Below are 17,770 nucleotides of genomic sequence, written 5' to 3' on the forward strand. Positions count from 1 at the left end.
TTTTTGTTTACCTCAAAATTAATAATAAATAATATTTAAACTAATAATTCATAAAAAAAAGAACCACCTCATTTCTGTTGATTTGAAGTAGTTCCTTTTTCTTTTATAATGAAGGATTAATCGTCAATCGATCCTCTTACAATTCCACGCGCGGAGGTTTTGATAAAATTCAATATAAAATCTCTTTCTACGCTTGGTTCGTATTCTGTTTCAATACATTTCAGCGCCTCGGTATTGTTTAGTCCACGAGTATAAAGTGTACGATAAATATCTTGAATCAAATAAACCTGCTGGTTTGTAAATCCACGACGTCTCAACCCAACGATATTTATGCCGCAATAAACAATCGGGTCACGCCCTATTAATGTATAAGGCGGAATATCCTTGCCTATACGCGAACCGCCTTGTATCATAACATGTTTCGAGATGCGTGTAAACTGATGAACAAGACATCCACCACTTACAATAGCAAAGTCGTCTATTTCTACTTCGCCGGCAATCTGACAGGCATTGCCTATAATGATATGGTCGTTAAGAACACAGTCATGCGCAATGTGAGCATAAGCCATTAGCAAACAGTTACTACCCACAACTGTTTGTCCTTTTGACGCTGTACCTCTATTTACGGTCACACATTCACGTATTGTTGTGTTATCACCAATAATAGCAGTCGTTTTTTCTCCGGCAAATTTCAGGTCTTGCGGTATTCCCCCGATCACAGCACCAGGGAATATATTACAATTATTTCCGACACGAGTTCCATTCTGAAGAACAGCATGCGTGTATATTCTGCAATTATCGCCAATTACAACATCTTTTTCGATGACGGCAAAGGGTTCAATAATTACATTCTTCCCAATTTTTGCTTCCGGATGAATAACTGCCAAAGGAGAATTGTCCATTTCTTTCTAAGTATTATTTGTTTTTTACGATTTGTGCCATGAACTCAGCTTCGCATACTAGTTTCTCTCCTACAAAGACATGGCCTTTCATGGAAGAAATTCCTCTTCGAATAGGTGCTAATAATTCTAAGCGGAAAAATAAAGTATCACCGGGAACAACCATTTGTCTGAACTTAACACCGTCGATTTTCATAAAGTAGGTAGAATATCGTTCGGGTTCATCAACAGAGTTCAATACCAAAAGACCACCAATCTGTGCCATTGCTTCAACAAGCAAAACACCCGGCATAACCGGTTCCTGTGGGAAGTGCCCTTGAAAAAAGGGTTCGTTTACGGTTACATTCTTTACCCCTACAATGCGCTCTCCGCCTATCTCAAGAATCTTATCCACTAACAAGAACGGATAACGGTGCGGTAATAGCTCTTTAATTCTGTTTATATCCATAACAGGGGGTATATTCGGATTATAAACAGGTGCCTGAATTTCGTTAAGTTTAATCTCTTTCCTGATCAGTTTAGCCAACTGATTATTAATCTTATGCCCCGGACGAGTAGCGATAATTCTTCCTTTGATAGGCTTTCCTATCAAGGCTAAATCGCCAATTACATCAATCAGTTTATGTCTTGCCGGTTCATTATCATACACCAGCGGTTTGTTGTTTATATATCCCAGTTCGTCAATACTCTTATGTGGGATATTCATTTTATCAGCCAGTTTGTTTAAATCTTCCTGCGCTATTTTTTTGTCGTAGATAACAATCGCGTTATCTAAATCCCCTCCCTTAATAAGATTGTTCTTAAGTAGCATTTCCACTTCTCTTACAAAAACGAAAGTTCTTGAAGAAGCAATCTGGTCGGCAAACTCAGAAAAGTCATTTAATGTTGCGAACTGATTGGATAAAACAGGTGAGTCAAAAGATATTAATGCGTGTACACTAAAATTATCGTCCGGCAATATAATTAATGAAGAACCGGTTTCCTCGTCTTTAACTTCGATTTTCTGTTTTACAATATAATAATCTTTAGGTGCGTTTTGTTCAACCACACCGGATTCTATAATGCCTTGCGTATAACAGATTGAGCTTCCGTCCAAAATAGGGAACTCAGGAGCGTCTACTTCAATTAGGCAGTTATCTATTTCGAAAGCATATAAAGCAGCCATCGCATGCTCTATAGTACTGATTTGTATTCCGTTTTTTGAAATTACAGTTCCCCGTTGGGTTCCGATTACATTTTCAGCAAGCGCATCAATGACCGGTGCTTCTTCCAAATCAATACGTTTTATTTTATACCCATGATTGTCCGGGGCAGGATTAAAAGTTATATGTATATCCAATCCGGTATGTAGCCCCTTACCTTCAAGAGAGAAGCTTTTCGCAAGCGTTTTCTGTTTTTGCATACTTTTCGTAAATTGTTTATTTGTTTCTTTCTTGTTTCAACAGCTCAACCTCTCTTTGCAATTCCCCAATCGTGCGATAAATATCCGGTAATCTCCCAAACACGGCACTTGAACGGAAAAACAGCTTGGAATCAATAGCTGGAGCTCCTAACAATGTTTTGCCTTCTTTCACATCACTAATAACTCCTGCTTGAGCACCGAGTGATACGTTGTCGGCTATTTTAATATGACCGGCCAAACCAGCCTGTCCTCCTAACATACAATGCTTACCTACTTTTACAGATCCGGCAATACCTACTTGCGCGGCCATAACTGTATTATCTCCGACCTCTACGTTATGCCCAATCTGAACGAGGTTGTCAAGCTTAACACCTTTGTGAATGATCGTTGAACCCATTACCGCTCTGTCTACGGTTGTATTTGCTCCAATCTCCACATCATCTTCAATGATCACATTTCCTATTTGCGGAATCTTCTTATATACGTCACCTTCGGGAGCAAAACCAAACCCATCAGCGCCCAATACCGATCCGGCGTGAAAGATACAGTTTTTCCCGATATTACAACCACTGTAGATCGTAACATGCGGATAAATTATTGTATTATCACCTATCGAAACGTGATCTCCTATATAAACATAAGGATATATCTTACAGCCTTTGCCTATTTTCACATTTTCGCCGATATAAGCAAAGTTACCTATATAGCATTGTTCTTCAATAACCGCGGTTTCAGAGATGAAGGCAGTTGAGGCAGTGCCGGATTTATTTTCTTTGGCTTTTTCAACTAAGTTCATCAGGATTGCAAGTGCGGAGTAGGCATTTTCAACTTTAATTAAAGTTGCATTAATCGCTTTAGCCGGAATAAAATCCTGATTTACCAGTACGATACTCGCTTCAGTATCATAAATATAATGCTCGTATTTGGGATTTGCGAGAAAACTAAGTGTTCCGGGCCTACCTTCCTCAATTTTGGAAAAATTGTTCACCCTCACACTTGGATCACCTTCTACAACCCCATTCAAGACATTTGCTATTTCCTGAGCTGAAAACTCCATTATACCAATATTAAAGTATGTAATCTTAATTATTTTGCGATCTTTATCATAAAGACAGCCTACAAATTTGGGAAAAATTATTGAAACTTTTCTCTATCTATACATGAATAATTCGTTTATCATTCAAATAGACAGTCATTTCCTGTTGCACAGCCTTGGCTTCCCTTGCCGCAACCTCTGCAAATCGTTCCGTATTATCAGCATAAATTATCGCTCTTGATGAGTTTACCAACAAGCCGCAATCTTTGTTCATACCATATTCCGCAACGTCTTTCAGACTACCACCCTGCGCGCCAACTCCGGGCACAAGTAAAAAATGATTTGGGGCAACTTTTCTCACATCCTCAAACGTTTTGCCGTGTGTAGCACCTACTACATACATCATTTGGTCGTCATTTGCCCAAGCCTGAGACTTTCTTAAAACAGTTTCGAATAAGAGTTCGCCATTTTCATCCCTTGTCATTTGGAAATCATGAGATCCCTTGTTGGATGTTAGCGCCAAAAGGATAACCCAACTTTCCGGATAGATAAGGAATGGCTTTACGCTATCTTCGCCCATATAAGGAGCCACCGTTACGGCATTAACTTTCATGTGATCGAAAAAGGAACGGGCATACATTTCTGACGTATTGCCAATATCGCCACGTTTAGCATCCGCGATAATAAACTGATCGGGGTAATTTTCTTTAATATAAGCGATCGTTTTCTCCAAAGAAATTAATCCCGCCACCCCTGTACTTTCATAAAAAGCAAGGTTTGGTTTATACGCTACACAGTAAGGTGCAGTTGCATCAACAATTGCCTTATTAAAAGCAAAAAGAGGATCTTCGTCTTTCAATAAATGTGATGGAATTTTTTTGATATCCGTATCTAAACCGACACAAAGGAAAGATTGCTTCCGTTTTATGTTTTCAATTAATTCTTTTCTTGTCATTGTTTATTTCTTTTAATTATTCGGGCACACTTCACACAGAAGGAGTATTCAGATCAAAACTCTGCCTCTTTCAATCGCTCAGCATTCTCGGCAATGATCAATTTATCGATAACCTCCTGAATGTTTCCATCCATAAAATCAGACAGATTATATATTGTATAATTAATACGATGGTCCGTAATGCGCCCTTGCGGATAATTATAGGTCCGTATTTTTGCCGAACGATCACCGGATGAAACCATAGTTTTCCGTTTTCCGGCTATTTCATCCAGGTATTTCTGATATTCCATATTATAAATACGACTTCTCAGCTCAGTTAATGCCTTCGCTTTATTTTTCAATTGCGATTTTTCATCCTGACATTGCACGGCAATACCTGTGGGAATATGTACAAGTCGCACGGCCGAATAAGTAGTATTAACCGATTGTCCGCCATGGCCCGAGGCACAAAAAATGTCTGTACGAATATCCGATTCTTTAATTTCCACATCAAACTCGTCGGCTTCCGGCAATACTGCCACAGTAGCGGCTGAAGTATGCACTCTGCCCTGTGTTTCCGTTTGAGGTATCCGTTGCACCCGGTGAACGCCCGATTCATATTTCAGCGTTCCGTATACATTATCACCCGTAACGGTAAAAATAACTTCTTTAAAACCACCTGAAGTACCTTCAGTGCTGCTTGTTTGCTCAATTTTCCAACCTTTATTTTCGCAAAACCGAACATACATACGATACAAGTCTCCGGCAAAGATAGCGGCTTCGTCACCTCCTGTTCCTCCACGGATTTCTACAATCGCGTTTTTTTCATCTTGCGGATCAGCCGGCACCAACAAAAGTTTTATTTCTTCCTCAAGTTCCGGAATACGATTTGTGCATAATTCCAACTCTTCACGAGCCATTTCACGCATTTCCGCATCCTGTTCAGTGTCTAAGATAGCCCTTGCTTCGGCTAATCCTTCCTGTGTTCTGATGTATTCAAGACGCGCAAGGTTTATTTTCTCAAGTTCACGATACTCCTTAGTAAGTTTGACAAATCTTTTCATATCGGATATAACCGATGGGTCGGTAATCAGTGTACCAACCTCTTCAAACCTACTCACTAAGCCACTCAGTCTCGTTAACAAATCACTCTCAATCATGCGTATATTTTAGTAAAGGAAGCGACCTTTTTCACTTTCAATTATTAATTGATTATTTTTGGATTCTTCAACAAAACCAACAATTTGAGCATCTACTCCAAAAGATTTACTTATAGAAATAATTTCTTTCGCATATTGTGGCGCAATGTAAATTTCCATACGGTGTCCCATATTGAAAACCTTATACATCTCTTCCCACGCCGTGCCACTTTGTTCCTGAATAATGCGGAAAAGAGGAGGAATAGGAAATAAATTATTCTTTACAACACGTTTATTCTTTACAAAATGCAGCACCTTAGTTTGCGCGCCTCCCGAGCAATGCACCATTCCATGCACTTTCGGTCTGAACCGATCCAATATTTTTTTAATAATCGGTGCATAGGTGCGGGTTGGCGAAAGCACTAATTTGCCGGCATCTATACCCAGTTTATCAATCGTGTCTGTCAATTTCAGTCCGCCCGAATAGATCAAATCAGCAGGCACCTGCGGATCAAAACTTTCCGGATACTTAGTGGCCAGATAATTCGAGAATACATCGTGACGGGCAGAGGTCAGCCCATTACTACCCATCCCTCCATTGTATTCTTTTTCGTACGTAGCTTTACCATACGACGACATTCCGACGATAACATCTCCTTCTTGAATATTCTTATTATCAATAACCTCACTACGCTTCATCCGGCAAGTAACCGTACTGTCTACAATAATTGTACGAACCAAGTCGCCCACATCAGCCGTTTCTCCGCCTGTTGCGTAACAACCAACTCCTAATTCCTGCAATTCTTTCAACAACTCATCGGTACCGTTAATAATAGCCGAAATCACTTCTCCGGGTATTAATAATTTATTCCGTCCTATGGTAGAAGAAACAAGAATATTATCGGTAGCCCCAACGCACAAGAGATCATCTATATTCATAATCAACGCATCCTGTGCGATTCCTTTCCACACAGAAATATCACCGGTCTCTTTCCAATAGAGGTAAGCCAGCGATGATTTTGTGCCGGCACCGTCAGCATGCATTATATTACAATACTCCGGATCACCTCCTAATATGTCAGGAATTATTTTACAAAAAGCCTGAGGGAAAATCCCTTTGTCAATGTTCTTTATGGCGTTATGCACATCTTCCTTTGAAGCCGAAACGCCACGCAAATTATAACGTTGATTATCCATTACTTATATTCTTTGGTGCACAAAGGTAATATATTTCTGTTACTAATCTTTAGTTTTGATTCATCACCTTTTCAAGGAAGCAATCGTATTTTTTACGTAAAAGAGACAATTCAACAGAAATTCGCAGAAGTAAAAAAGGAAGGTTGTTCCGGCAGATATGACTCTACTTAAATTCTTGCTTTTTTAAGTTAAAAACAGCTCTTTTTCTTCTGTTTTTACGAAATCGCTATATAGCTAATAATCAAACGATTGCATGCATCGAAAAACATAAAGGTTATTTTTCCAAACATAAAGGTTATTTTCGGAAAAATAAAGGATATCTTTTAAAATATATAGTATTGCAAAAAAACACCTCTGAGATAAGGGAAAATTTGAATTGTTAATTTGTTGGAATTAACATTCACTTCAACCGGTAATTCCGACAAACGCGCTAAAAAAAAATCATCCACTGTTAGTCGAAGATGTAAAGTTCTTCGAGTAACAGTGGATGACTAAACAATTCGTTATATAAGTAGTTTAACGATTTATTCCATACTGCTCGGCGTAATCAACAGCCCATGTAAGAATATTACCAAAAAGTTTAGAGTTGCTCACTGTAAATTTTGATGGTGTATAATTCGTACGGTCAATCGGCTGATAAGCTGCATTAATTGCAAACGGACAATAGTCTATCATTCCCACATAAGTAGGCCCGATATAGCGTTTATCATTAGATATAAAGCCACCATCACCGACAAACACAAACGGTTTCTTTTGATAACGGAAGAAACAAGGTTTTCCATCATGTTTACGGGTGTTATATACAACAACATCATTCATTGGAATTCCGCCAAAACCATGTACAAAGTAACCATCGGTACCCCATGAGGCTCCTCTTAAATCGCCAAACATACCATTCAGAATCATATCATCCTTATATTGATTTCCGGTCGGTAATCGAAAGGCAAATTCATGCATCGCAATCGCTTCGTTCTTTCCGGTTAACGTCGAGCCCAAAATAGCACCCGCCATTTTATTAATACTCTTTTCAGACGGATAATATTCATTGAACATCAGGAATACACCTCCCTTATCCACGAAATTAGAGATAGCGCTTATCGCTCCATCAGTAAAGTCTATTGCCTGACCGGTGAGAATAATATCCGGTTTAAATCCGGACAACATCTGATTTAAATAATCTTCTTTTATTCTCTCTCCGGCCATTCCTCTTCCGGCAGTCATATATTCAATATGAAAGGCGTTATTAGCAGCATAACTATCCGTTTTATTTGGATAATTACCGGGATGTCTGTAATTGCTCGGAAATTGCTCCATGGTAACGGTACTTTTAGGATCAATACCAAAATTGATACTTGCATCTACAAAGGCGCGTGATCCGGTGTTAGGTTCCAACATATATCCAAATCTATAGATCGCATTAGCTCCTATAGCCAGAATTCGCTTCGTTTTGTAACCGAAAAGAATTGTTGTATTGGCACACGAACTATTATTCACCGAGTTCGAGTTAATGATAAGTTTGTCAATGCGTGTAAGAATTCCGTCAAGTTTGTCAGGATTATTCGGGTCATACGGATCTTTGACAGGCGTACCCGATCCTTGTAGTTTTATCGTATAAACATACTTGTTGTTCTGGTAAACACCTTGCTTATCCAACTTGCCGTCGAAAGCAAACTGTATACCTTTCCGTTTCTCCGAATAAATATTCAGATGGGTTTGATTTGTATACAAATCTTTAGAAGAGCTGATTTTAACTTCCAGATAATTAGAATAGTTCAATTCAACACCTTCACGATACTTTCCATTAACTACAGTCTCTTCACACATCAAGCTGTATTCAACATTTGCCGCTTTTTGTGTTACTTTAATACTGAATTCCATGTTGTCTACCGTTACATGCAAAACATCTGAGATTTCACCGGCCGAAGTACCTCCTCCTCCAATGTTTTCTTTATTGGTCTGGATTACAAGTGAATTAGCAGGAATTAACGGACCGCCTGAATGCTGTACATCTTTTAAGTACACCAAAGCCTGAAACCTTGAATGGTAATCGGTTCCTGTTGAATTCCATTTGAAAGTTAAATTTTTATATTTGAAGAATCCCGGATAACCTGGTATAGCACCAGATTCAACAAACTTAATATTCGTAGTAAAGGGTATAGCAACACCGATCAATGGATATATCGAATTATTATATACCGGATAATTGGCGTTAAGAACTACTTCCCGATCTTTAATCTGGAAGAATTTATTTCCTTGAACAAACATATTCAAAGGCACTTCATTCCAAACCGAAACATTTAATTCCATCGGAGTTACAATGCTATGCAACGCCTGCTCCGGTTCTTTAAAGCCTGGACTGTTTACCGCCTTAATGTTAAACACATGACGATGGTTACGAAGTACTTCTTTATAGCTATCTACCTTGCTTATAACACCATCTTTGGTGTACGATGCAAAATCGGCGCGATAAAACGTTTCCTCTCCACCCTTGTAATGACCACCAATTACCAAACAAGGCACATCGTCCATCGACACGAAAGAAGACGAAGATGGCAGCATAACAGATTCGGGTATATATATTTCACGAATGTATTTATTAGCCGGCGAATTCAATTTATAAAGCAACGGGTAAGCATCTGCAACAGATCTGTCGGTTGTAGATGTTCCATTAGACAGATTAAATTCTGCGTCATCAGGTATGTAACTGCTGATCACGTCATCCTTATTGATATTCATTTTATCGGTTGAAGTAGCCACATAAGCTTTATTCATTGTGCGATAAACTCGTATACTGGAAATCTTGAAATTTGACAGTCCGTCTACCTCTTCCGTTTGATTACCTTGCGTTTGCGCTTTAAAGTTCAGCCCCACATCCACTCTGGCTAATGCTCTGAAAAGAGACACCGAGATGCTTTTGTTAGCATCTACCGTCACGATGTTTCTAGTCTCGCCCCACATAGGAATATAGGATCTGTCTCCATTAGTAGCCCATGTAGACGAGCAGGCAAACGTGAATTCATTTAATGCTTCTTCTTTTGCAACACCATCGGCAATCGACAATTTCGGTGCGTTTGCCAATATCACAAAACGATACTCCGCTTTGTCTAATGGCATTTTTACTGTCAATTGCGTGTTGGATGAGCTTGTTACCTCACCCACATTCCGATAAACTTCCGCCGTTGCAGTATTCTCAAACACCAATACCTGAAGATTCTTTATCGCCTTTTCCTGACTAACATCCATGGCCCGGGTTATACTCTCCGTAGTTTCAACACCCGGAACCAGCAGATCCAGCGTTACTAAAGCTGCATTCTCATTTGCAATTCGTTTATCCCCTTCGTAACTATCTGAGCAGCTCAAGGCAGACAGTAGTATAAACAGGCAACAAACACCTTTAAACCATTGTTTTAATACTATATTTAGATTCATATCGTATTCGTATAATTAATTCATAATTCAGTATCCGAATTATCTACCCATTGCGGCTTCACGCTTATGGAATAGATCAGCAGATCGTTGCACAGCCCAGGCCATTATATTACAAAATGCTTGAGAGTTATATACCGGTATACCCGTTCCGTTATAGTTTGGTTTTGCCACCGGCATAAGCGTAGTAGGGTTCCACCAGAATGGACATGGTACTATTGCTGTACTGTTATTGTTAGTGGAAATAAAACCTCCGTCTCCAAAGAAAACAAAGCTCACCAAATTGCTTGAATTTTGATCTGTTTCATATTTAAAGCCTGAAGCATACTCTTTAGAGTTATTTATATGCGCAGAAGAAAAGTCCGCTACATAGGAATAGATCGATATATCATCTGATATTTCATTAGAACCACTCTTTCTTGGAAATGCGCTCGTATTTATTGCAGTTGCCCAACTGGCATCTTCGCCCCAATGTTTATCTCTAATATCGCCAAACGGTCCGTTTAAGATAGGATCATTTTGAAGCTTATACATAAATTCATTCCATTCGGTATCAGTTCCTGTTTTATAAATAGCATTACCTGCAAATGGAATCACAGCATTGGTACCAGCTCTACCTAAATGAATATTGGCCGTCGGGAATAATCCTTTAAAAATTCTTTGTGGACCTGCAATACCATCTCCCTGACTACCTCCGGAAGGATCACCTCCTTCATTAAACATCACAATGACTCCACCATTTTTCATATATGTCAACAATGTCTGAACTTCAGAAGTACTCATATTATATAGTCCATCATGACCCACATATAGAATATCGGCCAAATATTTTCTGGTAACTCCGTCTTCTGTTACTTCCATCCCATCACGCAACCACTTATAAGAGTCTGCAGATAGAGGTTTTAAATATTGCAATCCGCCTCCATTTCGCCCCTGAATAATATCAAGACTTTCTATCTTCACAAGACTATTTTCGTTAGAACCAAAATTATTTTGTGATTTTAAAATGCTGTAGGCTCCACCACTTGGAATACTAATATCATATCTATAAGTTGCATTGTCATTTGCAATACTCAATACCCTCATTTTTGAAATTACCGGATAAATGGTTGCTTCGCAATGTGATCCTGAACCACTGTTTGAAACGATATTCACAGTAAACGGAGCTGTTCTTGCATCAATAGGTGTTTCCAGTTTTCCTGTTCCTGTTAATTGTACCGTTTGAGTCATCGCGGTAACATTACCAGACGCTTGGAATTTAATACCATATATTTCCTCTGTATGTATTTCGTATGCCGAACCGATTATGCTCGGATCTTCAGCAATAAACGTCAACTGTATCTTGTGCGTATTTGGAGACAAATTATAACCCGGTCTATATGTTCCGAGCACTTTTACGGATGAACAATCAAGATTATATTTGAGATTCATATTCTCCTGATTTACGACCACCTTTATCAGGAACGATCCAACCCGAACTCGTAGCACATCAGATAGTGTTGCTTTGGATTCATTGTTGGTGAGTGCTTTAATGCGGATAATTCCTTTAGCCCCCCCGGCAATCGTCTCAGCCTCGAACAATGAAGATACAGAAGGATCTAACGGATTTGCCGGATTTTCCCACTCAAAAGTAATTTTATCCGTGTTGGTAATCGGGTAATTGGTCTGGTATTTAATGTCGAATCTATTTGCCGGCATTTCTGCTGTTCTTTTCGCATTCAACGTAATTTCTCTGTTATCCAAACCAAAATAGTGTTTCCCTTGGATATGCATTTCATGTATTGTTTCATCCCAAACGATCAGTTCATAATCAATGGTTCCTGATGAAACCGACCTTAACGCATCTTCCGGAGTTTCAAACCCTACACCGCTCACATTTTTTATATTGAATATATAACGATGATTACGTAAGATAGGCATATACACGCGTGTGTCGCGATCAGTATCCTCAGCAAAATCTAATCTGTAGTAAGATCTAACACCATCATAATAACCACCTACTACGATACAATGCATATTATCGTTTGATGGTGTACCAGGCAAGTTTGCTTCAGGTATATAAATTTCCCGAACATAGCTATTCGTTTGTGTGAAAGGTCCAAAACTCACCGGTGCATTATCGGCTCTACGTGTAGCATCTCCCGGAACAGAAGGCTCATATCCAATCTCACCCGGTTTAGGACTTGCTGATAGCGGCGCTAAATAGCCCTTATTGAAAGTACGGTATACTTTCACATCGGAAATTTTAAAACCGGCAATTCCTTCAGCTTCTTCGGTTATGCTGCCGCCTGTTGTTTTAAATGCTAAACCTACATCAACACGCGCTAATGCACGGTAAAGTATAAGTTCCGGAGCGATCATGTTTTGTTCGGAAACTTTTACTCCTTTTATTTCTCCCCACATAGGTAAAGATGTTGAGTTTCCTGTCGAAGCATTCCATTTGCCGTTTGAGGCGGGCATTAAATATTGCAGGTTTTTCACAACCTCTTCTTTTCTTGATACTCCTTCAGTAAGGGTAACACCCGCCAGATCGTGGTTAGCAATCACTATCATAGAGACTTTTTTCGTCTCCGGTGTATCCGTTTTCACCATTTTAATCGTAACGGTTGCTTTGCTGGGATCAGAAGGATCTATCTGAAGTGAACCATCTACAACCGGTGCTTTATAATAATACGTTGTGTCTGTAGCTTCTTCACTAAACACCAAAACTTGTAACTGATCAGTCTTTATTGTATTTTCAGCCTTATCGTCCATGGCTCTTGTACCCGTCCTTTTATCAATAATATCGGGCATTTGATAGTCCGGCAAACTGAGCTGGAGTTTCATAAATCCTTCTGATGGAACCGATTTAATTTCTTGCGAAAGGTCGTCATTCGCACATGAGAACAATCCCCCAAACGCAACTACGAGAGCAATCAGTAGTAAATAATATGCTTTATTTTTTATCATAGTACGCAATGTGTTTCTTAAAATTCAACTTGGATATTATTAATTACCCAACCATTTATAATTAGAGTAGAGTCTAACCAAGTCTTGGTATCCGTATAAAGAGTGATGATTAATAAATCTTCTCTGTCAATATACTCTTGGAATGTCCAGTTTGGATCAGCCTGACTGTCAACTTCAAACAAAGCTCGAAGCAAAGCAAAAAAGTTAGCATCCATAATCACACCACCTGTTGATTGTTTCTTGATAACGAGTCGCATTTTATGTGAGCTATCTATCTGCGAAAGACTAAATTCATTTACAACCGTACGTTGCAGGTTATCACCGGACTGAAGCTGGTTTTGGGTATTTTCTTCGGTTCCCATTCCTGCCCAATAAGGCAAGTAATTAAGAAATCCGTCCGGAACAACCGTGTAGTCATATTTCACAATACCGCTTCCTTCTTCATCCGAGATCGCCAATGAATAGGTAGATTGGTTTACTTCCTCAACTCCACGATCAACTAGAATAACTCGAACGGTATTTGTAATTTTTTTGGTTTGAATAGTTACCGACGAATTGGTAACATAATCTATATGTATTGTATTGTGATATCCAACTAATAAATTGTTTAATTGTCCATCAAATGTGGATTGTGCCCGTTTAAGGGTTGCAGTTAAATCATCCAATCTGGACTGACCGGCCTTTAGTGTAGGGAATTTAAAATTGGCCTTATCTCCCTCTATTTTGTTATTTTGCGCAAAAACGACAAACTGATATTTCCCGTTATAAAGAGGAATAGTCATTGCAAAATCATTTTTGGATACATGATCTCCACGCTCGGTGAATGCCTGTATAAAAGTGTCGTTTTCGTCAAAAACATAAAGTGAGACCTGATCAACCTGCTCGCCAAACCGATTTGCGGAGGTCATATTGTAGCTGTAATCAAAATGAATTTGGATCCGGCAATCTTCATCCAGATCATCCTTGATGCAGGTCGTAAATAAAAACAAAGCCGAAAACAGCAAAAGACTTGTCTTTATTCGTTTATAAGCATTTTGTATAGCCATGTAGCAGGTTATTTTTATGAATAGTAAATTACTCTATACGTTAATTTCAAGGAAAAATAGAGGTATTACCGCCGTCAAACGGCGGCAATACACTCAATAATTATAGTAAAACAAATGTTTTAGAATTCGATATCAATTTGGTTCAATACCCAGTCGTTGATAGATACTGCAACTTCGATTTTAGCATCTTCAGGATCAACAGGATCGATTGGTTTTTTGCTATCATCCGGAACATCATCACCCAATCTTTTGATTGCTGTAATATTCAGGTTGTAGATAGAGTTACGGAACACGCCATAATAATCAGATGTACCTAATTTGTAGTTACTGTTATTATCTTTAATGAAATAAGTATAATACATTACACCATTTTCATAAACGCTAATGCCCATGTTTCTTAATTCTGCTAATGTCTTTCCGGTAAGATTACCTAATGACGCAGGTAAAGCATCAAGAGTTGCATACGCAACACCATTATACGCATAGAATGTAGCTGTAACGTCAGCACCTCCCTTTTGAGCAACTACACGGTAGATAACAGCAGTAGTTTGTCCCTGATGTTTAGCAGTTACACCCTTACCGTTAATTAAAATTGTAGGACGGTTTTCAGATACGTATACAGAATCAACATACTGACTCTCGCTTGTTAAGTCTTCAATACCAACACCGGTAGACGCATCAACCTTTTTGTAAGTTGTTGACGGAAGAAGATAAGAATCGTATGACTGAACAGGTGTTAACAAAACGTTGTTTGCAAGAACAGACTCTTCAGTATTTTTAAGACCCCAAGTTTGGATAATGTTCATTTTTGGGTTTATGTTCATCGGAACGAATCCAACCACTCTAACACCATCCATAATTACTTTCACATCCGGATTTTGTAATTGTCCTGACAAAGTAGGTACTCCTGATTTGTTACGAACTTTCGCTGCTAAACGGTCTACATTGATTTCAACCTTAAGGTCGTTACCTGCTTTTAATGATATAGATTTACCTGCATCTAAAATGCTTTTAGAAGCATCACTTTGCACATTCGTCATGAAGAAAGATCCGCTCTTAAATCCATTTGTGATTTCATTTGCTGATGCAGCAGCTACAACATCATTGATATTACCGTTAATCGCTAAATTTGAAGCGTCGTTCACCAAGGCATAAACTAAATAATCACCAGTAGTAACTGCAAATTTCCTTGTTGTAGTACTGTTTTCAAGCCCGGGTTTTTCTACTTGCTGAATAACTCCGGCAGCATTAGTCAACACAACTGTTACATCAGAGATTCCGTTTTCTGTTGTAGTTCCGACTTCCACGTCAGCAGCATTGCCCGGAGCAGTTTTAGTAGACGGGTTCATAGAACCGCTTTTAATCGTTAGTGATAAATAACCATCCAGCGGGCTACCACCTTCAGTTCCTTCAATTACATCATCATTACTACAGGATCCCATTCCAAGGACAAATAATCCTGCTAATAGAAAATTTTTAATCTTCATAAATTTAAAACTTATAATTTAACAATAGAAAATGTTTACTTAAAAAAAAAATAACAATAGAAAACAACAACTAAAAAATCTCAACAATAGAAATAATTACAACTAAAAAATATTATAAATAACAATAGAGAATGATGTGATAAACAACACTTTTTCAAAATAGAGAATAATTACAATAATCAAGAATCGGTCAATGACCGAAGCGATCAGTTACGTTTACCGATCTCTTCAATATTATGATTTACATTGGTATCATTACCCATTTGTGCGGCACGATTAAAGTCATCCGCTGCTTTTTCCCATTCGCCTTCCAGCGCGTTAAGCATTCCACGGTTGTTATAATAAGTAACCGTTGCTTGCTTCACCTTAGCCAGATAGTTTCTTGCTGAGATGAGGTCTTTACGATTCAGCGCATTAGCTGCCGCGTTCAGATTAGCCTCGTCGTTATCGGGAAAGAGACGTGCTGCTGTTTCAAACAGTTCGTTAAACTCAGAACTACCTGGTTCGTACGTTTTTGAAATCAGGAACATTTCGTTCAATGATAAACTTGATGGTTTTGTTTTAAATACTTCCTTACCCTTTTCAACTGTAAAAGGAAGCACAGTATAATGTAGTGTATAGTCTGAACGACGAAGTTGAGGGAATATGTCTGTTTTTATCCGGTTGTAAACACCACCCAACGCGGCTAATTGTCGTTCTTTCTGATCTTCCGAACTTGAGTTCCGAATAATAGTCAAAATCCGGTCTTTAGCCTCGTCGCTTGAGGTTTCAATTATCTTTTCGAATGTAATCCAGTCTTCACCTTCACCGCGAACAGAGAATTGAACTCCGGCAAAATCATATTTCTTACGGATATGGTCCTGCAAAGCATAAGCACGTTTCTCAGACAATCGCTTGTTCATTTCCGCTCCTCCATCAGGCGAGGCATAACCGATAATCTCCACCTGTGTGATTGTGGCATTATCATCAGCTTTCAGCTCGTCGATCAATGTATAGATACGTTGTAATTCGTTAGCGTTATTCTTGAAATTTTGTTCCACAACAGACTTACCTACATGGAAATCCAGATAAGCTTTACCCGCTTCACTTCTCAGTTTCACCGTTTCCACCTCAGGCACTACAAAAGCGGCCACTAACTTAGGTTCGTAAGGAGGCAACACCTCAGGTATCGGCTCAACAGGCACATAAACCGGCGCAATTTGTTTTTTCTTTCCACCGAATGTATAGATCAATGAAAGACCAGCCTTCGTAGGACCTACATAATGACAGTTTCTGCTGCCTAATTCAGGTGCACATTTTACACAAGGGTATTTCTTTTGATCAAGATAAGCGTACCCTACTCCCAGCGTAGCTTCCATTCCCCACTTGTGAGAAAAATTCCAGCGATAACCATAACTTACTCCGGCACCTATTAAAGAACCTTCGTAGCGGTGATCTCGCATATTTTTGGAAAATGGTCCGCTTGGTAATGCTCCTACATTATAGATACCATAATGTGCGTGAGCACCAAAGAAATGCCCCTTAAACGTCTCATTTGTCCACCAGCGTAGTTCCGGCTGAACCAGAAAATGTTTCCACTTCCGGTTATTTGAGAATGTAAAGGGGTTGTAATTGAACGGAAGTTCAAGACTCAAACGATCGTTTAATCGGAATTCAGCTCCCAAATTAAACGTAGTCGTAGCATCATAAAGCAAGTTCGTCTTCAAATTGAAGAGCGGAGTTGCCTCTTGCATAATTGAATCCGATTGAGCCTGTGCCTTACTCAACAAAGGCAACAAGACTACTGACAAAAACAAAATTGTTCTTTTCATACAAATCATAATTATTCTTTTGGAAGAAAGTAGTTATGTATAACTATTAATATTTAGTCAATATCTATTAATTCCGTGTCAACTACATAATTATATAAGAGACTTAACCACCCTTCTTAATTATATAAATTAAACACAGTGAACATTAAATTATAATAACGACAGTACAACAACAGTACAGCAATGTAAAACCATCTCCTTATATAGCAGGAGTTCATATTTACATTTGAAATTTTACTTTAGAAGGAGAGACGTTTACGGTTAATTTCGCTTCTCTTCATAGTAACGGTCAAACAACAATAATTCAACAACACATTTTTATAATTTTATTTTTCGTTCATAAAACTATTGCAAAGATATCCCTTTAAAAGAATAATTAGTATAAATATCAGCGATTATTTCAATTATATATTTGATATATTCGTAACACCCTACTCAAATAAA

General features: G+C 38.6%; 11 protein-coding genes. All 11 read right to left on the minus strand.

The features are described from left to right. Nucleotides 1-116: 116 nt before the first annotated feature. The 11 genes from lpxA to B9Y81_RS09150 all read right to left on the minus strand — a co-directional run bounded on the left by lpxA (nucleotide 117) and on the right by B9Y81_RS09150 (nucleotide 17,326). Nucleotides 117-902, minus strand: a complete 786-nt coding sequence (lpxA, locus tag B9Y81_RS09100; RefSeq protein WP_085536706.1) for an acyl-ACP--UDP-N-acetylglucosamine O-acyltransferase — start codon at nucleotides 900-902, stop codon at nucleotides 117-119. A 13-nt stretch (nucleotides 903-915) separates the two neighbouring features. Beyond that, the gene (locus B9Y81_RS09105) at nucleotides 916-2,301 is read right to left on the minus strand and encodes a bifunctional UDP-3-O-[3-hydroxymyristoyl] N-acetylglucosamine deacetylase/3-hydroxyacyl-ACP dehydratase (RefSeq protein WP_085536707.1); all 1,386 of its coding nucleotides are present in this window, start codon (nucleotides 2,299-2,301) and stop codon (nucleotides 916-918) included. 16 nt (nucleotides 2,302-2,317) lie between these two features. Next, nucleotides 2,318-3,358 (minus strand): UDP-3-O-(3-hydroxymyristoyl)glucosamine N-acyltransferase, encoded by a 1,041-nt coding sequence (lpxD, locus tag B9Y81_RS09110; protein WP_085536708.1) that lies wholly within the window; start codon nucleotides 3,356-3,358, stop codon nucleotides 2,318-2,320. A gap of 97 nt (nucleotides 3,359-3,455) precedes the next feature. Next, nucleotides 3,456-4,292, minus strand: coding sequence for an orotidine-5'-phosphate decarboxylase (pyrF, locus tag B9Y81_RS09115; RefSeq protein ID WP_085536709.1), 837 nt, complete (start codon nucleotides 4,290-4,292; stop codon nucleotides 3,456-3,458). Between the two features lie 53 nt (nucleotides 4,293-4,345). After that, nucleotides 4,346-5,431 (minus strand): peptide chain release factor 1, encoded by a 1,086-nt coding sequence (gene prfA / locus B9Y81_RS09120; RefSeq protein WP_085536710.1) that lies wholly within the window; start codon nucleotides 5,429-5,431, stop codon nucleotides 4,346-4,348. A gap of 9 nt (nucleotides 5,432-5,440) precedes the next feature. Beyond that, nucleotides 5,441-6,607: an AIR synthase related protein gene (locus B9Y81_RS09125; protein ID WP_085536711.1), complete on the minus strand. Its 1,167-nt coding sequence runs from the start codon at nucleotides 6,605-6,607 to the stop codon at nucleotides 5,441-5,443. A 516-nt stretch (nucleotides 6,608-7,123) separates the two neighbouring features. Next, nucleotides 7,124-10,036, minus strand: a complete 2,913-nt coding sequence (locus B9Y81_RS09130) for a fimbrial protein (RefSeq protein WP_085536712.1) — start codon at nucleotides 10,034-10,036, stop codon at nucleotides 7,124-7,126. A 39-nt stretch (nucleotides 10,037-10,075) separates the two neighbouring features. Further along, nucleotides 10,076-12,982, minus strand: coding sequence for a hypothetical protein (locus B9Y81_RS09135; RefSeq protein WP_085536713.1), 2,907 nt, complete (start codon nucleotides 12,980-12,982; stop codon nucleotides 10,076-10,078). A gap of 17 nt (nucleotides 12,983-12,999) precedes the next feature. Continuing rightward, nucleotides 13,000-14,028: a FimB/Mfa2 family fimbrial subunit gene (locus tag B9Y81_RS09140; protein WP_085536714.1), complete on the minus strand. Its 1,029-nt coding sequence runs from the start codon at nucleotides 14,026-14,028 to the stop codon at nucleotides 13,000-13,002. Between the two features lie 119 nt (nucleotides 14,029-14,147). After that, the gene (locus B9Y81_RS09145; RefSeq protein ID WP_085536715.1) at nucleotides 14,148-15,515 is read right to left on the minus strand and encodes an Mfa1 family fimbria major subunit; all 1,368 of its coding nucleotides are present in this window, start codon (nucleotides 15,513-15,515) and stop codon (nucleotides 14,148-14,150) included. 206 nt (nucleotides 15,516-15,721) lie between these two features. After that, nucleotides 15,722-17,326 carry a DUF3575 domain-containing protein gene (locus tag B9Y81_RS09150; protein ID WP_085536716.1) on the minus strand — a complete coding sequence of 535 codons (1,605 nt, stop codon included), beginning with the start codon at nucleotides 17,324-17,326 and terminating at the stop codon, nucleotides 15,722-15,724. Nucleotides 17,327-17,770: the final 444 nt, after the last annotated feature.

This window comes from Massilibacteroides vaginae (genome assembly GCF_900178525.1).
Lineage (GTDB): Bacteria > Bacteroidota > Bacteroidia > Bacteroidales > Tannerellaceae > Massilibacteroides > Massilibacteroides vaginae.